Genomic DNA, 22,099 nt, shown 5'->3' on the forward strand with positions numbered 1-22,099 from the left:
CGCCAACGTCAATGTGCATGGAAAATCGCGCTTACATTTCTTCTGCCAAGTCATGGGTTCCGCAGATCAGTACAGGTGCAAGCGAGAGAAATGGAGAACAGATTGCCACACCTGATTTTGGTGTGGCGGAACGTTTGAGGCCCATATTGCCACACCTCAAAAAATATCGAGGTTTGACAACGTCTTGTAATCGTCTGGGAAAAGGGATGGAGGCCTCGCCGAGAATCGAACTCGGGTGCAAGGATTTGCAGTCCTCTGCGTCACCACTCCGCCACGAGGCCATCCGGGGTATTTAGCGTGCGGTAAGGGGCGTTTAGAACGAATCTATGGGTCACGCAAGCCCCTTCATTCTGAACTTGCATCCTTTTTTCATCGTGACGGCAGGTTCGCCTTGTGACGCAGCCAAACCACGATTCAACAGTCGTCCGGACAAGCGGCTTGGAGACACCAATCTCTCAGGCATATTTGCCTCAACATGTGTCCGCGCAGCGGCTTCCGGGCGCCTGTGCGCTCGTGTCGCTTTTGAGTTCAGTTGCCCCAAGCGTTGATGTCAACGGGACTGTGGCTGACGGCAAGCGTCGCACGTACAGGAGGTGTATTCGGACGTCGGTTTGAAAAGGCCGGTACAGGAAAGCTCAAATTCGGTCCTGAGTACGCAGCATTTCGGCAATCATCGTTCCAAGCATCGCATGCAGATTTCTCGCGGTGGCAAGATCGAACCTCAGGCGCGTCGCGACGTCCACTTTCGGCGATCCGTTGAGATCCATGATGGCTGAGCCGAGCGAGATATGGGCAATATTGTTGTGATGCCGACATTCGGTGATCATGTCGACGAATTTCACCGGAACGCTTTCGTCGCGCACGGACCATAAATTCTTGCTGCTGGATACCCTTTCTGAACTGTCATGAAGCATGGCGGTGTCGGGCATTTCGATCTCCTTGAAACATGACAGATTATCAATGTGAGGCTGCGTCGGCGTCCAGCGCATAGTGAATTTTACGTTAATGATGGCGAGTTGGCCCGTTTCCCATCTGTGCCCCGCGCCGGGCACCTGTCCGGGCGAGGCGGTTGCAGGGGTACATTCGCAGATGCTTTGTGTTTTGCCCCTTGTGTTTTTGCCTTCGGCTTCAAGCCATGGCTTGAAAGCCGGTTACGGCCTCAGTAATACGGGGGCAGTTGGACCGCTTTTAAGAGGCGCAGAAGCATGACCGATTACGAAAAAGCGCGGATCACCATGGTGGATAACCAGATCCGTACGACCGATGTGACGTCCCACTCGGTTCTCAAGGCGTTTCTCGCCGTTCCGCGTGAAGATTTTGTGCCGGATGCGGTCAAGCCGATCGCCTATATCGACAACGATATCGAAGTGGCGCCGGGCCGTTATGTGCTGGCCGCTTCGCCGCTGGCCAAATTGCTTCAGCTTGCCGCCATCACGCGCGAAGATGCCGTGCTCGAGATCGGCTGTTGCACCGGCTACACCGCAGCCCTGCTTTCGCATCTGGCTGGCGGTGTGGTCACCATCGATAGCGATGAAGCGCTGGTGGAACAGGCCAAGGCCTCGCTTGCCGGCTATGGCAATGTCGTTGCTGTCGCCGGCGACATGGCGAAGGGCCATTATGCCGAAAGCCCCTATGATATCATCGTCATCAGTGGTGCCGTCGAAGAAGTGCCGGCTGCACTGTTCGACCAGTTGCGCGATGGCGGTCGCCTGATCGCGGTGGTCGGACATGGCAATTCGGCATTCGCTACATTGTTCACCAAGGAGAGCGGCGGCGTTTCGGCGACCCCGCAGTTCAACTCCTCGATCCGTCCGCTGCCGGGTTTCCTTAAAACGAAAGAATTCGTTTTCTGATAAATATCGGTGCGACCGCGCCGAACAAATCTGTGCATGCGCAGTATGGCTGGCCCGCCCTCGATTGTTTCGAGGCGGGCTTTTCCGTTAAAATGCCGGTGATTCGTCCTCGCGTATCCTTGAGGCTCCGGATCCATGAACCGTCAGATCGGGGAAGAGTATGGCTCAGCCAAGCGTAGCGCGTGAACCCTCCATGGAAGAGATCCTGGCGTCTATACGCCGGATCATCGAAAGCAACGAGCCTGCGGCCGACGGTTCCGCGCGCAATGATTTTGCCGAGTACAGCGACGGTGACCGCGCGTCCGAAGATGCCGGCGATGACGCTTTCGCGCCGGAAATGGCCGCGAACGATCCGGGCGTGCCGGTTCGCGAAGCTGCGGCCGAAAAGCCGGCGGTTCAGGCGCATGACTTCTCCGGTCACGCCGCAGCGGCGGCTGCCGCCGTTCCGGAGCGCTCGCTGTCGCTCGCAGATGTTGCCGCTCGCGTTCGGGCTGCGTCCAGCCGCGCACCGGAAGTGCCATCCGAAACCGCGAATGAAGAATCGCAGGCGGTCGAGCAGCTCGCAGCATCTCCGGCTCCGCGGACACTGCCGCGCCCGATCCTGCCGCCCATTCCGGAATTGGGTGTTGCCGGGTTCAACCCGGAAGGTGCTTCCGCCGAACCTGAAAGGATGCCTCGCATCGTGGAATCTATTTTCGAGCCGAAGACGCCTGACGTGGTGATGCCCGAGCCTGCCGCCGTGATCGACGCGCCGGAAGCCAAGGCGGAAAACCCCTTTGCCGAACCGAAGGCAGAAAGCCTGCCAGCCAAGATCGAGGCTGCTGCTAGTCTGATGTCGGCGGAAGCTGGTGCGCAGGTTGCCCGTTCCTTCGGCGAACTCGCCGATATGCTCGATGGCTTCAATCAGCAGTCGGTCGAGGAGATCGCTCAGGACATGCTGCGCCCGATGCTGCAGGAATGGCTCGATGACAATCTGCCGACGCTCGTCGAGCGTCTCGTGCGCGAGGAAATCGAACGCGTGGCTCGCGGTCCTCGTCGTTAATCGCCGTATCGGCGTCATTTCAAGAGCCGCTCCGGCAACGGGGCGGCTTTTTTATTGACTTCACCCGCCCCACATACGTAACAACCCACCATCTCATTCATAAAAGAAAAACGGGTCAGGAAATGCTCGATAAGACCTTTGATTCCGCCGCCGTCGAACCGAAAATCGCATCCGCATGGGACGAAGCCAACGCGTTTCGTGCCGGTGCCAATGCCAAGCCGGGCGCGGAAACCTTCACCATCGTGATCCCGCCGCCGAACGTTACCGGTTCGCTGCATATGGGCCACGCGCTCAACAACACGCTGCAGGACATCATGGTCCGCTTCGAGCGCATGCGCGGCAAGGACGTGCTGTGGCAGCCAGGCATGGACCATGCCGGTATCGCCACGCAGATGGTTGTCGAGCGCAAGCTGGCCGAAAATGGCAGCAACGTTACGCGCCGTGACCTTGGCCGCGAGGCGTTCATCGAAAAAGTCTGGGAGTGGAAGGAAGAGTCGGGCGGCCTGATCTTCAACCAGTTGAAGCGTCTCGGCGCTTCCTGCGACTGGTCGCGCGAACGGTTTACGATGGACGAGGGGCTTTCCAAGGCCGTTCTCGAAGTCTTTGTCACGCTCTACAAGCAGGGCCTGATCTATCGCGGCAAGCGACTGGTCAACTGGGACCCGAAGTTTGAAACGGCGATTTCCGATCTCGAAGTCGAGAGCAAGGAAGTCGACGGCCATATGTGGCACTTCAAGTACCCGCTGGCGGGCGGCGAAACCTATACCTATGTCGAGAAGGACGCCGACGGGAACATCACGCTTTCCGAAGAGCGCGACTACATTTCGATTGCCACCACCCGTCCGGAAACCATGCTGGGGGATGGTGCTGTTGCCGTTCATCCGTCCGACGAGCGTTATGCGCCTATCGTCGGCAAGCTCTGCGAAATCCCGGTCGGTCCGAAAGAACATCGCCGCCTGATCCCGATCATCACCGACGAATACCCGGAGAAGGATTTTGGTTCTGGTGCGGTCAAGATTACCGGCGCGCATGATTTCAACGACTATCAGGTCGCCAAGCGCAACAAGATCCCGCTCTACCGTCTGATGGACACCATCGCGGCGATGCGTACTGATGGCGAAAGCTATGCCGAGTGTGCGGCAAAGGCTGCCGCCATCACCAGGACCGGCGAACTGCCGAGCGAATCCGAGGTCGACGAGATCAACCTCGTTCCGGAAGAATATCGTGGCCTCGACCGCATGGTTGCCCGTGCAAAGATCATCGAGACGATCAATGCCGAAGGCCTTGCTGTCACGGTCAAGGATGCCGAAGGCAGCGACATTCCTTACGTCGAGAAGAAGAAGATCATGCAGCCGTTTGGCGACCGCTCCGGCGTCGTCATCGAACCGATGCTGACCGACCAGTGGTTCGCCGATGCAAAAACGCTGGCCGAGCCGGCGATCGCTTCCGTTCGCGAAGGCCGCACCAACTTCGTTCCCAAAAACTGGGAAAAGACCTACTTCGACTGGATGGAAAACATCGAGCCGTGGTGCATTTCGCGCCAGCTCTGGTGGGGCCATCAGATCCCTGCATGGTATGGCCCGGATGGCCAGTGCTTTGTCGAAAAATCCGAGGAAGAGGCGCTCGACGCCGCCGTCCAGCATTATCTCGCTCATGAAGGCCCGTGGAAGGCCTGGGTTCAGGAAAAGCTCGAAAACTACGAGCCGGGTTCGATCCTGACGCGTGACGAGGACGTTCTCGATACGTGGTTCTCGTCCGCCCTGTGGCCGTTCTCGACGCTTGGCTGGCCGGACAAGACGCCGGAACTGGCGCGCTATTACCCGACCAATACGCTCGTCACCGGTTTCGACATCATCTTCTTCTGGGTTGCCCGCATGATGATGATGGGCATGCATTTCATGAAGGACGAAGAGGGCAATGCCGTCGAGCCGTTCAACACGGTTTATGTCCACGCGCTGGTTCGCGACAAGAACGGCCAGAAGATGTCGAAGTCCAAGGGCAACGTCATCGATCCGCTGGAACTGATCGACGAATACGGCGCCGACGCGCTGCGCTTCACGCTTGCCATCATGGCGGCGCAGGGGCGTGACGTAAAACTCGACCCGGCCCGCATCGCCGGTTACCGCAACTTTGGCACCAAGCTGTGGAACGCGACGCGTTTCGCGGAGATGAACGGCGTGAAGCGCGATCCGCATTTCATTCCGGATGCCACGACGCTGACGATCAACCGCTGGATCCTGACCGAACTCGGCATCACCATCCGTGACGTCACCGAGGCGATCGAGACCCATCGTTTCAACGAGGCAGCGTCATCGCTCTATCGTTTCGTCTGGAATCAGTTCTGCGACTGGTATCTGGAACTCCTGAAGCCGATCTTCATGGGCGAGGACGAAGCGGCCAAGAAGGAAGCGCAGGGCTGCGCAGCTTACGTTCTCGAAGAGATCTACAAGCTGCTGCATCCGTTCATGCCGTTCATGACGGAAGAGCTGTGGGCGCATACCGATAGCCGTGACAATCTGCTTTGCCATACCGACTGGCCGGCGCCGGAATTTGCCGACGAGAAGGCTGCTGCCGAAATCAACTGGTTGGTCGATCTCGTTACCGGTCTGCGCTCGGCCCGTTCGGAGATGAACGTGCCGCCGTCGGCAACCGCACCGCTGATCATGGTTGGCGCCAGCGAACTGACGCAGGGGCGCCTGCAGCGCCACGACGCGGCAATCCGTCGTCTGGCCCGCGTTGATGCCATCTCGCTTGCGGATACGGCACCGAAGGGCGCAGCACAGGTCGTGGTCGGCGAGGCGACCGCCTGCCTGCCGCTCGGCAGCCTGATCGATTTTGCCGCCGAGCGCGCGCGGATCGAAAAGACGCTGTCCAAGGTCGATGCGGACATCGCCCGCGCCAAGGGCAAGCTGTCGAACGAAAAGTTCGTCGCCAATGCCGACCCCGAAGTGGTGGCGGCAGAACGCGAGCGCCTGGCCGAACTTGAGGTTCAGCGTGCCAGCCTGTTGACGGCGCTGCAGCGCCTGAACGAGGCCGACTGAGTCTTAACCGCTGAAATTGATGGATTTTTGCTTTCAAAGGGCGCGTCGCGAAAGCGGCGCGCCCTTATTGTCTGGGGATGACATGAAATCGCCACGCTGTTGCGGATCAGGCACATCCACCGGAAGTTGTGTGATAAAATTCTAAAAGGACCGGTATTATTGCGGTATGTTAAAATGAAATTTCGCATATGTGCCGAATTGACCCGCTGTTCAGATGCCCACGTCAAAGTTTCGGTTGCAGGTGGCTATATTCCGTATGTCACGCAAAGTTGTTATTTGGCATGGACTGCATCACACTGATTCCCATCACTTGCTGGGAGGAGCGGGTTCTTATGACATTCAACAAAAAGACTGCCACGATTGTCCTTGCTGCCGGCGGTTTGCTGGCTGCACAGGCGCCTGTTTTTGCGGGCGGCCTTGAACGCGGCGGTTATAATATCGATCTGCTTTTCGATCCGTCTTCGGTGGCTGTGGAAGCGGCGACGACGTTCGTTGCGCCGCAGCGCAAGCTTAAAAACGTCGAGGATGTAGATACAACTTCTGCTGCCTTTCCAGGAAATGGAACAGGGCCTGGTTTCGGTGGTGGCGACCTTAATGGTCTTCCAAATTCTGCGAACGACAGCGAGAACTACTGGAGCACGCGCCTTGGCGTCAAAGTCGGCTACGAAAACACGGACTGCATGTTCGATTATTCGCAGCCATGGGGCGCGCATCTGAAGCCGGGACGAAATTGGGCTGGTGCCAACCAAAATATCGAGACGAAAGTTGAAAGCCGCAATTATGCGCTAACATGTTCTTATAGGTTCGATGTCGGGCCGGGCCAACTTCGCGTAATAGGCGGTGGCTTCTACCAGGAAGTCTATGGGTTTAAAGAGCGGCTTGTTCAGGATCTGACAGGTTTGGCGCCATTGTCTGGCGTTGGTCGTCTGGATCTTGAGGGAGACGGTTGGGGTTGGCGCGCTGGTGTAGCGTATGAGATTCCTGAATACGCACTACGTGCGAGCCTCGTCTATAACAGTGAAGTGAAGCTGGATAATATTACTGGGACACTTAATCTGACCCAGGTTCCTGCTCCCGTAGGAGGGCTCGTTCTGCCGGTTTTCGGATCGCAGGCGATGCCAGATTCCCTCGAGTTGAAGGTCCAGTCCGGTATCGCGCCGGATTGGCTTGCTTTCGGCTCAGTGAAGTGGACAGACTGGAGCCAGCTGCAGAGGGTTAGTTTCAGATGTAACGATCCTGCATCACCTCTTCTTTGTGGCCCCACTCTCACCGCAACCTCTCTTGATCTGGGTTACCGGGACGGTTGGACGGTCAGTGGCGGTATTGGCCACAAGTTTAATGACCAGTGGAGCGGCGCCGTCTCGCTGACTTGGGATCGGGGCACATCTGAAGGGTTCGGCACACAGACCGATACCTGGACAGTGGGAACGGGCGTGTCCTATACGCCGACCGAGAATGTCGAATTCCGTCTGGCAGGCGTTCTCGGTATTCTGACCAGCGGTTCATCACGCGAGGTAATGATCAACGGCGAGCCGGCCGGTGACGACGTCCACTACGACTTCGGCAACGATCTCGTCGCGGCAATCTCCACCTCGGTTAAGGTAAAGTTTTAAATTTCGGCTGCATCAGCCTGAAATGGAAACGAAGGCCCGGTTCTTGCCGGGCCTTTTTCGCACGCAGAAAATAATGACAAATAGTCGGAATACACAGTGTAAATGTGACGATTTGGCAACATCTGTCTGCAACGATTATCGCCAGCATCTTTGTGGTGGAATTTGTCCATTTCCCGCCACAAACAGAGCGCAGCGATAGTGGCAACGAAATTTGCGGACCTCGGGGGCGGGGCTCGTAGTCGGGGAAACATGGGCGGTTATTCGAAAGAAATGCCATTGAATCAAGGCGCGCAGGCTTCTGCGACCCTCGGTGGCGTTTTCATGCTTGCTAATGCGGCTCAAGGTCGCAGTCTTGCCGAAAACCAAGATTATTGTTTTGCCGATAGAACGAGAGTGCAACTCCCCTGGAAGGCGTCGGTCGGACACGACCGTTTCCATCCTGAGCGTAGGGGCCAGAGTGTGTATTGGAGTATCGGCATGAGCATGGGATGGGACTGTAGACCCGCTTTGGGTGCAGCCGCCGCTTCACCGGCAAAGCGTGGCGTTTCGCTGCGCCCGGACATTCGCGAGTCGGAAGAAGTCTGACCCATGCTGAAGTCTGATATATTCTCGCTCCGCGCCGTTCTGATCGGCCTTGCACTCACCGCAGCCCCGCTTGCCCCGGCATTCGCTTTCGACATCAATGCCGGCGTCAACAAGGAATCCGGTCCTTTCGACCTCTTTAAGTTCGGCTTCAAGGCCTACAAGAACGGTCAGAAAAAGGATGCCGTCGAAGCCTATCGTTATGCCGCCGAAAAGGGCCATACCGGTTCGCGCTGGGCGCTTGCCAACATGTATGCCTATGGCGATGGCGTCGTGCAGAACGATTTTGAGGCCTTCAAAATCTATAGCGACATCGCCAGCCAGGGCGTGGAGCCCGGCTCGGAAGATACCGGCTTCTTCATCAACGCGCTCATGGCTCTGGCCGGTTATTATCGCGACGGTATCACCGGCACGCCGGTGAAGGCTGACCTTTTTCAGGCCCGCCAGCTCTATTTTCAGGCAGCTTCCGCATTCGGCGTCGCCGAGGCACAGTTCCGGCTTGCCCGGATGATGCTGGCAGGCGAGGGCGGTCGCGCCGATGTGCAGCAGGCCAAGAAATGGCTGAACCAGGCCCGCAAGAGCGGTCATGCCGGCGCAATGGCAGTGTTCGGCAATGTCCTCTTCGATGAGGGGCAGACCTTGCGCGGCCTCGCCTTCATGACGGCAGCGCTCGATCGCTGCAGCAAGAAGGACTGCCCCTGGATGCAGCAGATGCAGGAAGATGCCTTCTCGCTGTCGACGGAAAACGACCGTCGCAATGCCGTGGCATTGGCGCAGAGCCTCGAGCGCAGCGGCGACTGATTCTGCTCAAAGAGATGCAGGAATGAAGACGAGAATGGGGCCCGTGGGGCCCCAATTTTCGTTAAGCGAAGATATCTCGATGCTTTTGGATATACGTGAAGGTCATGGACTCCAGTGCCATCTCACCAAGGGAGGGCTAGCTGTGCGATTGATGAAGACAAATCCCGTACCTGTTCCCAGATTTGCGAAATTGACGCAATAGGAGGCTTCTCCGAACCTTTCGTGTTGGTAGAGGTTGATTGACGCGTCTGCCAGTTCCTCGATCGCCACTTCACCTTCGAGATAGACCGTTTCGTGCAACTGCAGCAGAAGCTCGAAAGACGGGCAGGGCGTATGAGCCGGGTCGAGCGTCACGCCATGACCGGTCCAGTACGGGACACCGCCGGCTTTCGTATGCCAGGCAAGATCAAAATCGTAGGGATGAGCCGTATCTTCCGGAAGGCTCGTATAAATCTGCTCGTCATAGAATGAAGGGATCTGCTCCGCCGTTACGATGTCGTCATATGCATCCCAGCCGGAAATCCAGATCTCGTCATTGACAACCCGTTCGCCGTCCTTGTTCAGCGGTTGTTCGGTTAGTCCCGTTCCTATTTCCTCGCAGGTGAGAATGACCGCCTCGCACGAGCTTGGGTCGCCATAACTCATGCAGAGCAGATTGGCGCAGTAGAAGAGATGCAGCACGCTGCCAGAGACGCCGATATCGATCATCGGCGGTGCGTGTTCGAGTTGCGCCACCATGCTCATTGGGTGGCCACAATCGCTGCAGGTCGACCAGCGCGATTCTGGAAAGCCCCAAGGGCTACCGCCGAGTTTCGACACGAGGCGATCCTGAGGCGGCTGTGAGGCTGCGAGCTTAAATTTGGGGAGGTAGAAGCGCATTGAGTCGCTCCGTATCGCGACTTAGGCGAAATCGAATTCGGCAGATACCGGCACGTGGTCGGAGGGTTTTTCCCAAGCGCGGGTGGTCTTCTCGATAGTTGTCGATTTCAACCGGTCGCTGGCTTCCGGCGACAGAAGCAGGTGGTCGATGCGGATGCCGTTGTTCTTCTGCCAGGCACCGGCCTGATAATCCCAGAACGTATAGAGTTTTGTCGCATCCGTGGTGGCACGCACGGCGTCGGTCAGGCCAAGTGCCTCCAGGCGGCGGAAGGCGGCGCGGGTCTGCGGCAGGAACAGCGCGTCAGTGGCCCACACGGCTGGATCAAAACAATCATGCGGTTCGGGGATGACATTGTAGTCGCCGGCGAGAATCAGCGGCTCTTCCAGCAGCAGAAGATTGGCGGCATGCAGGCGCAGCCGTTCCATCCATGCGAGCTTGTAAGGGTATTTGACCGGGTCGTCGGAAGGGTTGCCATTGGGCAGGTAGATCGACGCGACGCGGATTGAGCCGCCCGGCACGGAAAACACCGCCTCGATATAGCGCGACTGTTCGTCGCTGTCGTCTCCCGGCAGGCCGCGCATCACTTCGTCAGGCTTGATCTTCGACAGGATCGCGACGCCGTTAAAACCCTTCTGGCCGTGGGTCTCGACATGGTAACCGAGCGCCTCGATCTCGAGGCGTGGAAAACCTTCATCGACGGATTTGATCTCCTGCAGGCAGGCGATATCCGGCGCAGACTCGGTCAGCCATGCGCGCAGGTTATCGATACGTGCCTTGACGCCGTTGATGTTCCAGGTCGCGATTTTCATGGGCCAGATTTCCTTCCGTTCGGGCCTTTTTATCGCAAGGCCGGCGCATTGGAAGGAAAAAGACTTTCAGCCGTGCCTCAGATGGCAAAACTCGTGCCGCATCCACAGCTTGCGACAGCATTCGGATTCTTGATCTGAAACGATTGGCCGAGCAGATTATCGACGAAATCGATTTCCGAACCGGCCATGTAGATCAGCGACATGCTGTCCACGAGAACCTTGGCGTCGCCCTTGGCGATCACGACATCGTCGTCCAACTGGTCTTCCACGAGGTCGAACTTGTAGGAAAAACCGGAACAGCCGCCACCTTCGACGGACACGCGCAGTGCCTGCTTGCCGGCATCGGCGCCGACGATCTGGGCGATGCGCTTGGCGGCGGCATCGGAAAGGGTGACATCTGTGCTTGTCGTGGCGGTCGTCATTTCTGGCTCCTTCCGGATTGAAGGTCCGGCGAGATTGTCGTCATCAGCAATTGCTGCTTGTTGCACTATAGGTATGAAGGGTTAAATGACACGTCAATGCTTCGTTGTCGTGTTTGCGGATTAGTGCCGTGTGGGAAGGCTTTTGAATGACGATTGATACACGCAGTCTGGGTTTTGGAAGTGGCGAGCGGGCGATATTCGCTGCCGACCCTTGGAGTTCGCGTGGCCGGCTGTTTCCCGAGGGAGGGAGCCTGACGCGTTCTGAATTCCAGCGTGACCGCGACCGTATCGTCCACACGACGGCGTTTCGCCGCCTGAAACACAAGACGCAGGTGTTTATCGGTGTCGATGGCGATCATTACCGGACCCGTCTGACCCACACGATCGAGGTGGCGCAGATCGCCCGTGCGCTGGCACGCGCCTTGAAGGTGGATGAGGATCTGGCCGAAGGCGTGGCGCTGGTTCACGATTTTGGTCACACGCCGTTCGGCCATACCGGCGAGGATGCGCTGGACGAGATGCTGAAACCCTATGGCGGTTTCGACCACAATGCCCAGTCGCTGCGCATCGTCACCAAGCTGGAGCGCCGTTACGCCGATTTCGACGGCTTGAACCTCACCTGGGAAAGCCTCGAAGGCCTCGTCAAGCATAATGGCCCGATGATGACCAAGGCGGGTGAGGGCATCAAGGGGCCGGTTCCGCAGCCGATCCTCGATTATTGCGAGATCCACGATCTGGAGCTTGCAAGCTTTGCCAGCCTTGAGGCTCAGGTGGCGGCGATCGCCGACGATATAGCCTACAACACCCATGATATCGATGATGGTCTGCGTTCCGGTTTCCTGACGCTGGACATGCTGGAGGACGTACCGTTCCTTGCCGGCATGATGCGCGAGGTGCGTGACCGTTATCCGAACCTCGAGCCCAGCCGTTTTGCCCATGAAATCATGCGTCGGCAGATCACCCATATGGTCGAGGACGTCATCGGCGTGGCGCAGGAGCGTCTGGCGAAGCTGAAGCCGCAGCGCGCGGAAGACATTCGCGGCGCCGATCAGGCCGTCGCGACCTTTTCCACAGAGATGGCCGAGACCGATCGCCAGATCAAGAGAATGCTGTTCAGCCGGATCTATCACCATCCGGATATCATGCGCATCCGCGCCGGCGCCGCCGATATCGTCTGCGACCTCTTCCGCGCCTATATGGTGGCGCCGCAGGAGATGCAGAGCCACTACTGGGTCAGCCAGATGCCCGACCTCAGCGAGGCGGCAAGGGCGCGCCATGTCGGTGACTATCTGGCCGGCATGACCGACACTTATGCGGTGAAAGCCCATCAGCGGCTGTTTGACCGTACCCCCGAATTGCGTTAGGCACCCCGCCACATGAACCTTTATCGCGGAGGTCACGGCCTGCCGCGCGGATTGTAGACGATGAACCTTTTTGCCGATTTCGACCTGCGGATCAAAGCCGCCCTGGAAACGCTGGATATCGTGAAGGAAAAGCGCGCCGAGCTGGATTTCGGCCGCATCACCATCGAGCCGCCGCGAGACCAGAGCCATGGCGATGTCGCGACCAATGCCGCCATGGTGCTGGCCAAGCCGCTCGGCACCAATCCGCGTGCATTGGCTGACCTGATTGCCGAGGCGATGCGGTCTGATGCCGATGTCAGCGAAGTGTCGGTGGCAGGCCCCGGCTTCATCAATATCCGTCTGTCTACCGGCTACTGGCAGCGCGTGCTGGCCGTCATGATCAGCGAGGGCACTAATTACGGCCGCTCGCAGATTGGCGGCAACAAGAAGGTCAATGTCGAATTCGTGTCCGCCAACCCGACCGGACCCATGCATGTCGGCCATTGCCGTGGCGCCGTGGTTGGTGATGCGCTCGCCAACCTGATGGGTTTTGCCGGTTACGACGTGACCAAGGAATATTACATCAACGATGCCGGCGGCCAGATCGACAAGCTGGCGAAGTCGGTATTCCTGCGGTATCGAGAGGCGCTTGGCGAAACGATCGGCGAGTGGCCCGAAGATTCGTATGGCGGTGACTACCTTGTGCCGTTGGGGCAGGAGCTGGCCAAGGAATACGGCACGCGTCTGCACAATATGCCGCAGGAAGACTGGTTGCCGATCGTCAAGAACAGGGCGATTGATGCGATGATGGCGTTGATTCGCGAGGATCTCGCCGCTCTCAACGTTCATCACGACGTGTTTTTTTCCGAACGCACTCTGCATGCCGAGGGTGCCCAGAAGATCCGCACGGCGATCAACGACCTGACCTTCAAGGGCCATGTCTATCGTGGCGCTTTGCCGCCACCGAAGGGGCAGTTGCCGGAAGACTGGGAAGATCGCGAACAGACATTGTTCCGCTCCACGGAAGTGGGCGATGACATGGACCGTCCGCTGATCAAGTCGGATGGCTCCTATACCTACTTTGCGGCCGACGTTGCCTATTTCAAGGACAAGTTCGATCGTGGCTTCGAAGAGATGATCTATGTGCTCGGCGCCGACCATGGCGGTTACGTCAAGCGGCTGGAAGCCGTGGCGCGGGCCGTCTCCGAGGGCAAGTCGAAGCTCACGGTGCTGCTCTGCCAGTTGGTCTCCCTTCTGCGTGACGGCGAGCCGGTGAAGATGTCGAAGCGTTCGGGCAACTTCGTGACCCTGCGTGAAGTGGTGGACGAAGTCGGTTCGGACAGTGTCCGCTTCATGATGCTCTATCGCAAGAATTCCGAACCGCTTGATTTCGACTTCGCCAAGGTGACGGAACAGTCGAAGGACAACCCGGTCTTCTACGTGCAGTATGCACACGCCCGCTGCATGTCGGTCTTCCGGCAGGCCCGCGAGGCGTTTCCGGATCTCGATATCGATTCGCTCAATCTCGCCGATTCGGTCGCCGGAATCACCGATCCGAACGAGTTGCAGCTGGTTGCCAAGCTCTCCGAATACCCGCGGATCATCGAGGCGGCAGCGCTTGCGCAGGAGCCGCATCGCGTTGTTTTCTATCTCTATGACCTCGCCAGTGCCTTCCACGGACACTGGGCCAAAGGCAATCAAAACGTAGACTTACGATTTATTAACGACAAAACACGAGAATCGAGTATAGCCAGACTGGGGTTGGTGCATGCCGTTGCTTCCGTGTTGAAGTCAGGGCTCGCCATAGCGGGCACTGACGCTCCGGTAGAAATGCGGTAGGATTGCCACCATTTCCCCATATTGCGCTGGCATATGCAATTGTTACGCGTAGGTAAGTGGACGAGGGAATGGCAGACAACAACCTTGCACTCGGCCGGCACGATGGCCCGGATATCTTTGCGGAAGACGACCCGTTGGCGGAACTCGCCCGGATCGTTGGTCACGAGGACAGATCGGCGCGCCCATCTGCTCAGGCTGCGGCACCGCGCCGTGAACCCGAGTTTAATCTCGAAGACGAATTGATGCGCGAGTTCGAGCGTTACGACGCTCCGCGCCTCGACCCTGCAAACGATGTCGGTTCCGTCGCAGCGTCCGCGCAGCCACGTCAGCCGGAGCCTGTGTTCGATGCACCGGTCGTGGATGTGCCGCGTCCGGTTGCCGCCGAGCCGACATTTGAGCAGCCGGCGTTCCAGCCGGCCCAGCCGACGGTGGAGCGCGCGTCGCCGCCGCTTCAGCATCTGCCGTTCGATCTGACCGCCGGCGCGCCGGCCATGCCGATCCAGCAGCGGCCGCAGTTTTCCCATGCGGATCTGGTTGCCGAACTGGAATCGTCGCTGGCTCCGACGCCTCAGCCGCAATACCAGCAGCCTGAATACGCACAAGCCCAACCCGTTCCGGTCGAGCCGATCCAGCAGCCCGTACCGGTTGCCGTCGAGGCTCCGGTTCAAGCCGAGCCTGCGCCGCGCCCTGTCGAAAAGGGTTACACGCCGGGCTTTCGCATGCCGATCGCCAATTTCCAGCGCGTCGATATTGCGCCGCGCCAGGCCTATCGCCCGTCGCCGGTGGAGCCAGCCCAGGTGGCTGTTGCGCCTGTTGCCGCTGTCCAGCCTGTGGAACAGGTCAGGGAAACGGCTGCCGCGTCGAACGAATCGATCTGGAGCAGCCTTGAGCGCGAATTGACCGGCGAGGGGTTCGAACCCGTCGAAAACAAGCCGGTCGCATTGCCTGTCGCTGAAAAGCCGGCGGAGCTTCCCTCTTTCGAATCGCCAAAACCGATTGTCGCCGAAGCGCCCATGCGTGCAGAACCGGTTCGTGAAGAACCTGCATTCGAGGCCAAGCCCGAGCCTGTAGCGCCGTTCTCGCAGCTGAAAGAAATGGTCTACGATGTGGATCATTTCTCCTCGCAAAAGACGGTTCCTGCGCCGGTTGCACAGCAGCCGGTGGCTGCAAAGCCGGTGGCAACCGATGCCGATCTGATCGACGACGATTTCGAGCTGGCGCTCGATGATCTGGACCTCGATTTCTCCGACATGTCGCTGGGCAATGACCAGCCGGCACCTGTTGCTGCTGCTCAGCCCGTCGCGACACCGGCACCTTCCGCGCCTGCCTATGCTGCAAGCCAGCCGGCGCCCGCCTATCGTCCGGCACCGGTTTCTGCGCCGCAGGCCTCGGCTTATGCGCCAGCCGCCGCTTATGCTTCGGCGAATATCGCGCCTGCAACCGTTGCTCCCGTCGCCGTCGCCCCGTCCGTCGAGGCGTTTGTGCCGGAATTCGATGCCGACCATTTCGACCCCACGCTGATCGCCGATGGCGAAGAGCATGTCGAAAGCATGGGCGAGGTCGATGTGCCGGAACTGCCGGTGGAAGAGCCGGTTGTTGCTGCCAAGCATGATCCGGATTTCGATATCGATCTGGATGCCGAACTGGCCAATCTGTTGCAGGCAGGTCCTGCGAGCGCGCCATCTCTGGTGCGCGGCAGTGCTGCGGCTGCGCAGAATGCAACGCAGGCACGTCAGCCGATGCCGCGTGCAACACCGACCATCGCGCCTCCACTTGCTCCGGAACAGCCTGCTGCAGCCGCGCCTGCAAAATCCTCCTACGATGCCGATCTCGATGATTTCGAACGCGCTCTGGAAGAGGATTTCCGCCGCAGCCTGTCCAACCCGTTGCCGGACAATGGCCGACTTGCCGATGAAGGTGATGATGGTTACGCGGCACCGGTCGCGCGCCGTCCGATCCGCTGGGGTGCCCCGGCCGCAATCGTCGGTGTTCTGCTGATGGGTGGCCTTTCCGCTTATGCCTATTATGCCAGCGGTCTTCCCGGCAAGGCGGAGAGCGGCGCGCCGCTGGTCATCGCCGCCGACAAGGATCCGGTCAAGGTTGCTCCTGAAAATCCGGGCGGCAAGACCGTGCCGAACCAGGACAAGGCCGTTTATGAACGTGTTGCCGGTGGTGCCAATGACGCGCCGCGTCAGGAAACGCTGATTTCCAGCAATGAAGAGCCGATGGACGTTGTCCAGCGCACGCTGACTTCCGACAACCTGCCTTTGCAGGGTGAAGAAGAGGCGATGACTGAAAATCTGGACACGCAGGACGAACGTCTTCTGCCGCAGCAGGCAAATGCAGCGACGCAAGGCGATCCCGTGAGCGTGATGCCCCGCAAGGTGCGCACGATGGTCGTGCGTCCGGATGGCACGCTGGTCGAACAGGAAGTGACTGCCCCGGCAGCTCCGGTCCAGCAGGCATCGGCCCCGATCCGCACGTCCGTTCCGGAAAAGCTGCCGGCCCAGCCTGCGCTTGCCGAGCCGACCACCGCTCCGCGCGCCGCTCAGGTCGCTCCGGCCCAGTCGGCGACGCAGCCCGCTCCGATGAGTGCTCCGCAGGCGCCTGCCGCTCCGGCTCAGGTCGTGACCGCCAGTGCACCGGCGGCTGCCGCTCCGGCACGCCCGGTTCCGGCATCGCGTCCGGCTGACCAGCCGGTCAATGTCGTGGCGTCGGTATCCGATCGCGGCAATGTCCAGCAGGCTTCGGCATCGCCACAGCAGGCGGCCGCCGTTGGCCCGGGTGGTTATTTCATCCAGGTCGCCTCGTTGCCGTCGCAGGCCGATGCCCAGAAGTCCTACCAGAACCTGTCGAACAAGTTCGGTAACGTCATCGGTGGCCGCGGCGTCGATATCAAGGCTGCTGCTATTGCCGGCAAGGGTACCTTCTACCGTGTCCGTATTCCGGCCGGCTCGAAGGATGAAGCCGTGCAGCTTTGCGAACGCTATCGTTCCGCCGGCGGCAGTTGCCTCGTTGCACGCTGACCGAAGTGAAACGTCAAGATCAGGAGCGGGGCCGAAAGGCCCCGTTTCGCGTTTCAGGGCAATGCAAGGGCGCTCGCATTTCCTGTTGCGGCCATTATGCTCATTGCCATGAGCGAATCAAAAGCAATGATCCTCGGCTGTGCCGGGACCACCCTGACCGATGACGAGATTGCCCTTTACAAGGCCGAACGGCCATGGGGGTTCATCCTGTTTGCCCGCAATCTTCAGGAGCCGCAGCAGATCAAGGATCTGGTGGCTGCCATGCGGGATGCGGTGGGGCGGCCGGACGCGCCGGTTTCGATCGATCAGGAAGGCGGACGCGTGCAGCGCATTCGTCCGCCGATGATCGAAAAATATCCGTCTGCGCAGGTGCTGGGCGATATCTATCGATCTGACCGGGACAAGGGGTTGCGCGCCGCCTGGCTGATGTCGCGCCTGCACGCCTTTGATCTGATGAAGCTCGGCATCAATGTCGATTGCCTGCCGGTGCTGGATGTGCCGGTGGAAGGCGCGAGCAATGTGATCGGCGACCGTGCCTACGGTTTCGATCCGGTGACGGTGGCCGAGATGGGCAAGGCTGCGGCGGAAGGCCTGAAGGCCGGCGGCATGTTGCCGGTCATGAAGCACATCCCCGGCCATGGTCGCGGCATGGCGGATTCGCATCACGAACTGCCAGTGGTGACCGTCTCGCGCAAAGATCTCGAAGCGCATGATTTCCGCCCCTTCGTCGCCATGAAGGACGAGTTGATGGCGATGAGCGCACATATCGTTTTCACGGCGCTCGATCCGGAACGGCCGGCGACGACGTCCCGCAAGGTGATCGACGAGATCATTCGCGGCACGATCGGGTTTGACGGCTTGCTGCTGTCCGACGACAGCTCCATGAACGCTCTGAAGGGCACGCTTGGCGAACGCGCCGCAAACATTGTCGCGGGCGGCTGCGATATTGTCTTGCATTGCAATGGCGTGATGGAGGAAATGAAACAGGTCGTGGCCGAGGTGCCGCTGCTGGCTGGTGAAGCCCTGCGGCGCGCTAAGGCGGTCGAGGCCGGTTTCAAGACACCCGATTCTGCCGATGAAGCGGCGATCCGGGCGGAATTCTGGTCACTGCTGCCGGCATCGTAAAGGCCGCGGCACAGGAGAGGCGAATGGCGACGGATACATCGAAGAGCGCCACGCCGATGGAAAAGCTCTGGCAGGATGCGGAGGACCGTGCGGTCACCGATCCCGCACTTGTGATTGATGTCAGTGGCTTCGAAGGCCCGCTCGACCTGCTTTTGCATCTCGCCCGCACCCAGAAGGTCGATCTGCAGCGGATTTCCGTGCTGGCGCTGGCCGAGCAATATCTGCTGTTCATTGAAAGCGCACGAAAAGTGCGCATCGAACTGGCCGCCGATTATCTGGTGATGGCGGCCTGGCTTGCCTATCTCAAATCCAAGCTGCTGATCCCGCAACAGGTCCGTGGTGATGATGGCCCGACAGGTGAGGAAATGGCCGCGATCCTGGCCTTCCGGCTGAAAAGGCTGGAGGCGATGCGCGAGCAGGCGACCATGCTGGTCAATCGGAACCGCATTGGCCGAGATATTTTTGTGCGTGGTGCACCTGAACATATTCCGCAGCGCAGCCAATCTGCCTTCGATGCCAGCCTCTACGATCTGTTGTCGGCCTATGCCAATCTGCGGCAAAGGCAGGCGGTCACGCAGGTGACGATCGAGCGCCGAAAGGTGTGGTCGCTGGTCGAGGCCCGGCAATTGCTCACCGACATGATCGGCGAGATCGGAGACTGGACGGCGCTGCAGGATTATCTCCTGCAATATATGCCGGCAGAAGAACGGATAACGGCGACGGCCAGTGCCTTTGCCGCTTCTCTGGAGCTGGTGCGTGAGGGCAAGCTGGAAATCCGTCAGGATGGCGCATTCCAGCCGATCTACATGCGTCAGGGGCAGAAAAATCCAGCGCCGGTAAGGCCGGCCTCACAGGAGAAGTAGAGTGCAGGCGGGAACCAAGGAATTCTTGATGCCGGAACCGGACGAAGAGAGCGGGGAGGGCGAGGTCGCGCGCTTCACCATGTCCGATCTCGATATCCAGCGCACGGTGGAGGCGCTGGTCTTCGCCTCTGCAGAGCCCGTATCCGAAGCCTATCTTGCCGACCGCCTGCCGCGTGGCACGGATGTGGCCGCGGCGATGCATCAGCTTGCCGCGTTTTATGCCGGCCGTGGCGTCAATCTTTTGCGCGTCGAAGATCGCTGGGCATTTCGCACGGCCGCCGACCTGTCCTTCATGATCCGCCGTGATGAGACGGAAGTGAAGAAGCTGTCGCGGGCCGCGCTGGAGGTCCTGGCGATTATTGCCTATCACCAGCCGGTGACACGCGCCGAGATCGAGGAAATCCGAGGTGTTCAGACCTCCAAGGGTACGCTAGACGTGCTGATGGAAGCGGGCTGGGTGCGTTTTCGTGGCCGTCGCCGTTCGCCGGGGCGTCCGGTGACGCTCGGCACGACAATCAGTTTCCTCGACCATTTCGGTCTGGAGGAGCTGCGCGATCTGCCGGGCCTTGAGGAATTGAAGGGGGCAGGGCTGCTGTCCGGCCGTATTCCGCCGAACTTCAATATTCCGGTTCCCTCAATGGGCGATGACCTGACCGAGGACGAGGATCCGATCACCCAGCTGGATCTGGAGGAGCTCGGCCTTCTGGCGCCAAGCGGCGGTGACGATTGACCATGCGACCGGTAAGGCTGCCGCCCGGTGCGGCTTTGATGACGCAGTCGTTATCGGTTGGCTCACATAGAAGCCCCTTACGCGGTGTATGGACCGATTTCGTGTTTGAAAAATCGCGATAATAAGCTTACATCGGGCCTAATGCGCGGTTGCCGCGCGATCCATGGAGTTAAATAATGGGTACTTTCAGTGTATGGCATTGGTTGATCGTTCTGGTCATCGTGCTGATCTTCTTTGGTCGCGGCAAGATCCCGGACCTGATGGGTGACGTTGCAAAGGGCATCAAGAGCTTCAAGAAGGGCATGGCTGACGACGACGCTCCTGCGGATAACGGCAAGACCGTTGATGGCCGTACCGTCGACCACAAGGCCGAAGAGACCAAGTAAGCGAAATGGCTTCGGGCTCAGCGGATTGCGGGCGCGAAGCGGCGGGAGCCTTGTGAATGTTGGATATCGGCTGGACCGAGCTTTTGGTCATAGCGATCGTCCTGATCGTTGTGGTCGGGCCGAAAGATTTGCCCCCCATGTTGCGGGCGTTCGGAAAAATGACGAGCAATCTGCGCAAGATGGCCGGCGATTTCCGCACCCAGTTCGATGAGGCGCTGCGTGAAGCGGACATGGACGATGTGCGTAAGACGATCTCTGACGCCAAGAGCCTGAACCCCGCCAATGCGTTGCGCGATGCCATCAATCCCCTGCGCCAGATGGGGCAGGAGATTCGCGATGACCTTCAGAAGGCGACTGCGGTGCCAAAGCCCGCAGACAGCGTGACGTCGGCTGACGATCCGTTACTGACGGGCGAGAACGCGGATGAAGCCGCCGACGTGGCTACCCCGCAGACGGCGACAGCACCGGTTCAGCCTGCGGCCACGGCTGCTGCTGCGCCCGTTGCCACGGCTGCAGCAGCGCCGGCCAAGCCTGCCGCGAGCTCTGCTGTGCCGGACACATTGACCTCCGCCCCGGAAGTTCCCGTCCGCAAGCCGCGCGCTTCGCGCAGCAAGGCCGAGACGCCTGTCACCGCCGAGGCTCCGGTCAAGCCGGTCGCGAAGAAGACAGGCGCTTCTGCTCCCAAAGCCGCCGCAAAGCCGGCATCTGCAAAAGCCACCGCGACCAAGGCGCCCGCCAAGAAAGCCGCAAAGCCGGACACGGCAGTGGCCGCAGTAAAGACACCGCGCGCACCCAAAAAGGCGGCCGCGCCGAAGGATGAAGCATGACCGGCGATATCGACGACAAGCCACAGCCGTTGATCGAACATCTGATGGAGCTGCGCACGCGGCTCATCTGGTCGCTGGCCGCATTTTTTGCGGCATTCCTCGTCTGCTTCTTTTTTGCCAAGGCGCTCTTCAATTTCCTCGTTCAGCCTTACAAATGGGCTGTGCTGTGGGCCGGTCTCGACCTGTCGAAGTCCGAGCTGATCTATACCGCGCCGCAGGAATTTTTCTTCACGCAGGTGAAGGTGGCGATGTTCGGCGCGCTGGTGATCGCATTCCCGATCATTGCCTCGCAGCTCTACAAGTTCGTGGCACCGGGCCTCTACAAGAACGAGAAGGCGGCTTTCCTGCCGTTCCTGATCGCTTCACCGATCCTGTTCCTGCTCGGCGCAGCACTCGTCTATTTCTTCTTCACGCCCATGGTCATGTGGTTCTTCCTGGCCATGCAGCAGGCGCCAACAGAAGGCGGCGTGGCGATTTCGCTTCTGCCGAAGGTTTCGGAATATCTCAGCCTGATCATGACGCTGGTCGTGTCCTTCGGCCTGGTGTTCCAGCTGCCGGTCGTCACGACCCTGCTCGCCCGCGTTGGCCTTCTGACCAGCGAGTGGCTGCGTGAGAAGCGCAAGTTCGCGATTGTCATCGCGTTTGTCGTCGCAGCCGTGCTGACGCCGCCGGACCCGCTGTCCCAGATCGGTCTTGCGCTGCCGACGATCCTTCTCTACGAGATTTCCATCTATGCCGCACGACTCGTGGAGCGTAAGCGCAAGGATCAGGAATTGGCTGAATCCGGCGACAGCTCTGACGTTTCCCAAGCGGACAAGGCCTAATTCGTTCCGGAACACTGTTCAGCTCAGGCCGGAGCAAAACTCACGGCCGAGCCGGCTGGCGCGGCCCATACCGATACCCAGACCGATGACGTG

Annotated in this window: 18 protein-coding genes and 1 tRNA gene; 14 read left to right on the forward strand and 5 right to left on the reverse strand. The window is 59.5% G+C overall.

The genetic code is table 11. The features are described 5' to 3' along the window. Positions 1-207 precede the first annotated feature (207 nt). Together J2T09_RS13230 and J2T09_RS13235 are read right to left on the reverse strand one after the other, a co-directional pair. Positions 208-281: transfer RNA gene (locus tag J2T09_RS13230), tRNA-Cys, on the reverse strand. A gap of 354 nt (positions 282-635) precedes the next feature. Continuing rightward, positions 636-929 carry a hypothetical protein gene (locus tag J2T09_RS13235; RefSeq protein WP_306835399.1) on the reverse strand — a complete coding sequence of 98 codons (294 nt, stop codon included), beginning with the start codon at positions 927-929 and terminating at the stop codon, positions 636-638. Positions 930-1,205: 276 nt separating this feature from the next. Here J2T09_RS13235 and J2T09_RS13240 point away from each other — a divergent pair, with 276 nt between their 5' ends. From J2T09_RS13240 to exoR, 5 genes are all read left to right on the forward strand, one after another. After that, positions 1,206-1,853: a protein-L-isoaspartate O-methyltransferase family protein gene (locus tag J2T09_RS13240; RefSeq protein ID WP_306835401.1), complete on the forward strand. Its 648-nt coding sequence runs from the start codon at positions 1,206-1,208 to the stop codon at positions 1,851-1,853. 160 nt (positions 1,854-2,013) lie between these two features. Then, positions 2,014-2,895 (forward strand): PopZ family protein, encoded by an 882-nt coding sequence (locus J2T09_RS13245; protein ID WP_306835403.1) that lies wholly within the window; start codon positions 2,014-2,016, stop codon positions 2,893-2,895. Positions 2,896-3,017: 122 nt separating this feature from the next. After that, entirely contained in the window at positions 3,018-5,936 is a 2,919-nt protein-coding gene (locus J2T09_RS13250; RefSeq protein ID WP_306835405.1) for a valine--tRNA ligase, read from the forward strand. 332 nt (positions 5,937-6,268) lie between these two features. Beyond that, positions 6,269-7,549 (forward strand): OmpP1/FadL family transporter, encoded by a 1,281-nt coding sequence (locus J2T09_RS13255; RefSeq protein WP_306835407.1) that lies wholly within the window; start codon positions 6,269-6,271, stop codon positions 7,547-7,549. A gap of 588 nt (positions 7,550-8,137) precedes the next feature. Next, positions 8,138-8,932, forward strand: a complete 795-nt coding sequence (gene exoR / locus J2T09_RS13260; protein ID WP_306835410.1) for an exopolysaccharide production regulator ExoR — start codon at positions 8,138-8,140, stop codon at positions 8,930-8,932. Positions 8,933-9,034: 102 nt separating this feature from the next. Here exoR and J2T09_RS13265 read toward each other — a convergent pair whose 3' ends face one another. The 3 genes from J2T09_RS13265 to erpA all read right to left on the reverse strand — a co-directional run bounded on the left by J2T09_RS13265 (position 9,035) and on the right by erpA (position 11,043). Beyond that, entirely contained in the window at positions 9,035-9,811 is a 777-nt protein-coding gene (locus J2T09_RS13265) for a hypothetical protein (protein WP_306835412.1), read from the reverse strand. A gap of 21 nt (positions 9,812-9,832) precedes the next feature. Continuing rightward, positions 9,833-10,621 (reverse strand): exodeoxyribonuclease III, encoded by a 789-nt coding sequence (gene xth, locus J2T09_RS13270; protein ID WP_306835414.1) that lies wholly within the window; start codon positions 10,619-10,621, stop codon positions 9,833-9,835. 77 nt (positions 10,622-10,698) lie between these two features. Then, on the reverse strand, positions 10,699-11,043 hold the full coding sequence (gene erpA / locus J2T09_RS13275; protein ID WP_306835416.1) for an iron-sulfur cluster insertion protein ErpA: 345 nt from the start codon (positions 11,041-11,043) through the stop codon (positions 10,699-10,701). 146 nt (positions 11,044-11,189) lie between these two features. Between erpA and J2T09_RS13280 the strand changes: the two genes are divergently transcribed. The 9 genes from J2T09_RS13280 (at position 11,190) to tatC (ending at position 22,006) form a co-directional block, all read left to right on the forward strand. Continuing rightward, positions 11,190-12,407, forward strand: a complete 1,218-nt coding sequence (locus J2T09_RS13280; RefSeq protein WP_306835419.1) for a deoxyguanosinetriphosphate triphosphohydrolase — start codon at positions 11,190-11,192, stop codon at positions 12,405-12,407. 60 nt (positions 12,408-12,467) lie between these two features. Next, on the forward strand, positions 12,468-14,225 hold the full coding sequence (gene argS, locus J2T09_RS13285; protein WP_306835420.1) for an arginine--tRNA ligase: 1,758 nt from the start codon (positions 12,468-12,470) through the stop codon (positions 14,223-14,225). Between the two features lie 68 nt (positions 14,226-14,293). After that, a complete protein-coding gene (locus J2T09_RS13290; RefSeq protein WP_306835423.1) occupies positions 14,294-17,251 on the forward strand; it encodes an SPOR domain-containing protein in 2,958 nt (985 codons plus the stop codon). A 108-nt stretch (positions 17,252-17,359) separates the two neighbouring features. Continuing rightward, entirely contained in the window at positions 17,360-18,376 is a 1,017-nt protein-coding gene (gene nagZ / locus J2T09_RS13295; RefSeq protein ID WP_306835424.1) for a beta-N-acetylhexosaminidase, read from the forward strand. Positions 18,377-18,399: 23 nt separating this feature from the next. Beyond that, positions 18,400-19,239, forward strand: coding sequence for a segregation and condensation protein A (locus J2T09_RS13300; RefSeq protein ID WP_306835425.1), 840 nt, complete (start codon positions 18,400-18,402; stop codon positions 19,237-19,239). A gap of 79 nt (positions 19,240-19,318) precedes the next feature. Further along, on the forward strand, positions 19,319-19,969 hold the full coding sequence (gene scpB / locus J2T09_RS13305; protein ID WP_306835635.1) for an SMC-Scp complex subunit ScpB: 651 nt from the start codon (positions 19,319-19,321) through the stop codon (positions 19,967-19,969). Positions 19,970-20,145: 176 nt separating this feature from the next. After that, the gene (locus tag J2T09_RS13310; protein WP_306835426.1) at positions 20,146-20,355 is read left to right on the forward strand and encodes a twin-arginine translocase TatA/TatE family subunit; all 210 of its coding nucleotides are present in this window, start codon (positions 20,146-20,148) and stop codon (positions 20,353-20,355) included. 56 nt (positions 20,356-20,411) lie between these two features. After that, positions 20,412-21,182 (forward strand): Sec-independent protein translocase protein TatB, encoded by a 771-nt coding sequence (gene tatB / locus J2T09_RS13315; protein ID WP_306835427.1) that lies wholly within the window; start codon positions 20,412-20,414, stop codon positions 21,180-21,182. Further along, entirely contained in the window at positions 21,179-22,006 is an 828-nt protein-coding gene (tatC, locus tag J2T09_RS13320) for a twin-arginine translocase subunit TatC (protein WP_306835428.1), read from the forward strand. Before tatB ends, tatC begins: the two co-directional genes overlap by 4 nt. Positions 22,007-22,099 lie beyond the last annotated feature (93 nt).

Origin of the sequence: Neorhizobium huautlense (assembly GCF_030811685.1) — a bacterium.
GTDB lineage: Bacteria > Pseudomonadota > Alphaproteobacteria > Rhizobiales > Rhizobiaceae > Neorhizobium > Neorhizobium huautlense_A.

What these genes read in the sequence shown, in the direction of transcription:
- J2T09_RS13290 (WP_306835423.1), top strand. Translation starts at nt 14,294, where the DNA reads ATGGCAGACAACAACCTTGCACTCGGCCGGCACGATGGCCCGGATATC.
- tatB (WP_306835427.1), top strand. Translation starts at nt 20,412, where the DNA reads ATGTTGGATATCGGCTGGACCGAGCTTTTGGTCATAGCGATCGTCCTG.
- J2T09_RS13310 (WP_306835426.1), top strand. Translation starts at nt 20,146, where the DNA reads ATGGGTACTTTCAGTGTATGGCATTGGTTGATCGTTCTGGTCATCGTG.
- scpB (WP_306835635.1), top strand. Translation starts at nt 19,319, where the DNA reads ATGTCCGATCTCGATATCCAGCGCACGGTGGAGGCGCTGGTCTTCGCC.
- argS (WP_306835420.1), top strand. Translation starts at nt 12,468, where the DNA reads ATGAACCTTTTTGCCGATTTCGACCTGCGGATCAAAGCCGCCCTGGAA.
- J2T09_RS13250 (WP_306835405.1), top strand. Translation starts at nt 3,018, where the DNA reads ATGCTCGATAAGACCTTTGATTCCGCCGCCGTCGAACCGAAAATCGCA.
- tatC (WP_306835428.1), top strand. Translation starts at nt 21,179, where the DNA reads ATGACCGGCGATATCGACGACAAGCCACAGCCGTTGATCGAACATCTG.
- erpA (WP_306835416.1), bottom strand. Translation starts at nt 11,043, where the DNA reads ATGACGACCGCCACGACAAGCACAGATGTCACCCTTTCCGATGCCGCC.
- J2T09_RS13255 (WP_306835407.1), top strand. Translation starts at nt 6,269, where the DNA reads ATGACATTCAACAAAAAGACTGCCACGATTGTCCTTGCTGCCGGCGGT.
- J2T09_RS13265 (WP_306835412.1), bottom strand. Translation starts at nt 9,811, where the DNA reads ATGCGCTTCTACCTCCCCAAATTTAAGCTCGCAGCCTCACAGCCGCCT.
- J2T09_RS13300 (WP_306835425.1), top strand. Translation starts at nt 18,400, where the DNA reads ATGGCGACGGATACATCGAAGAGCGCCACGCCGATGGAAAAGCTCTGG.
- nagZ (WP_306835424.1), top strand. Translation starts at nt 17,360, where the DNA reads ATGAGCGAATCAAAAGCAATGATCCTCGGCTGTGCCGGGACCACCCTG.
- J2T09_RS13280 (WP_306835419.1), top strand. Translation starts at nt 11,190, where the DNA reads ATGACGATTGATACACGCAGTCTGGGTTTTGGAAGTGGCGAGCGGGCG.
- J2T09_RS13245 (WP_306835403.1), top strand. Translation starts at nt 2,014, where the DNA reads ATGGCTCAGCCAAGCGTAGCGCGTGAACCCTCCATGGAAGAGATCCTG.
- J2T09_RS13240 (WP_306835401.1), top strand. Translation starts at nt 1,206, where the DNA reads ATGACCGATTACGAAAAAGCGCGGATCACCATGGTGGATAACCAGATC.
- exoR (WP_306835410.1), top strand. Translation starts at nt 8,138, where the DNA reads ATGCTGAAGTCTGATATATTCTCGCTCCGCGCCGTTCTGATCGGCCTT.
- xth (WP_306835414.1), bottom strand. Translation starts at nt 10,621, where the DNA reads ATGAAAATCGCGACCTGGAACATCAACGGCGTCAAGGCACGTATCGAT.
- J2T09_RS13235 (WP_306835399.1), bottom strand. Translation starts at nt 929, where the DNA reads ATGCCCGACACCGCCATGCTTCATGACAGTTCAGAAAGGGTATCCAGC.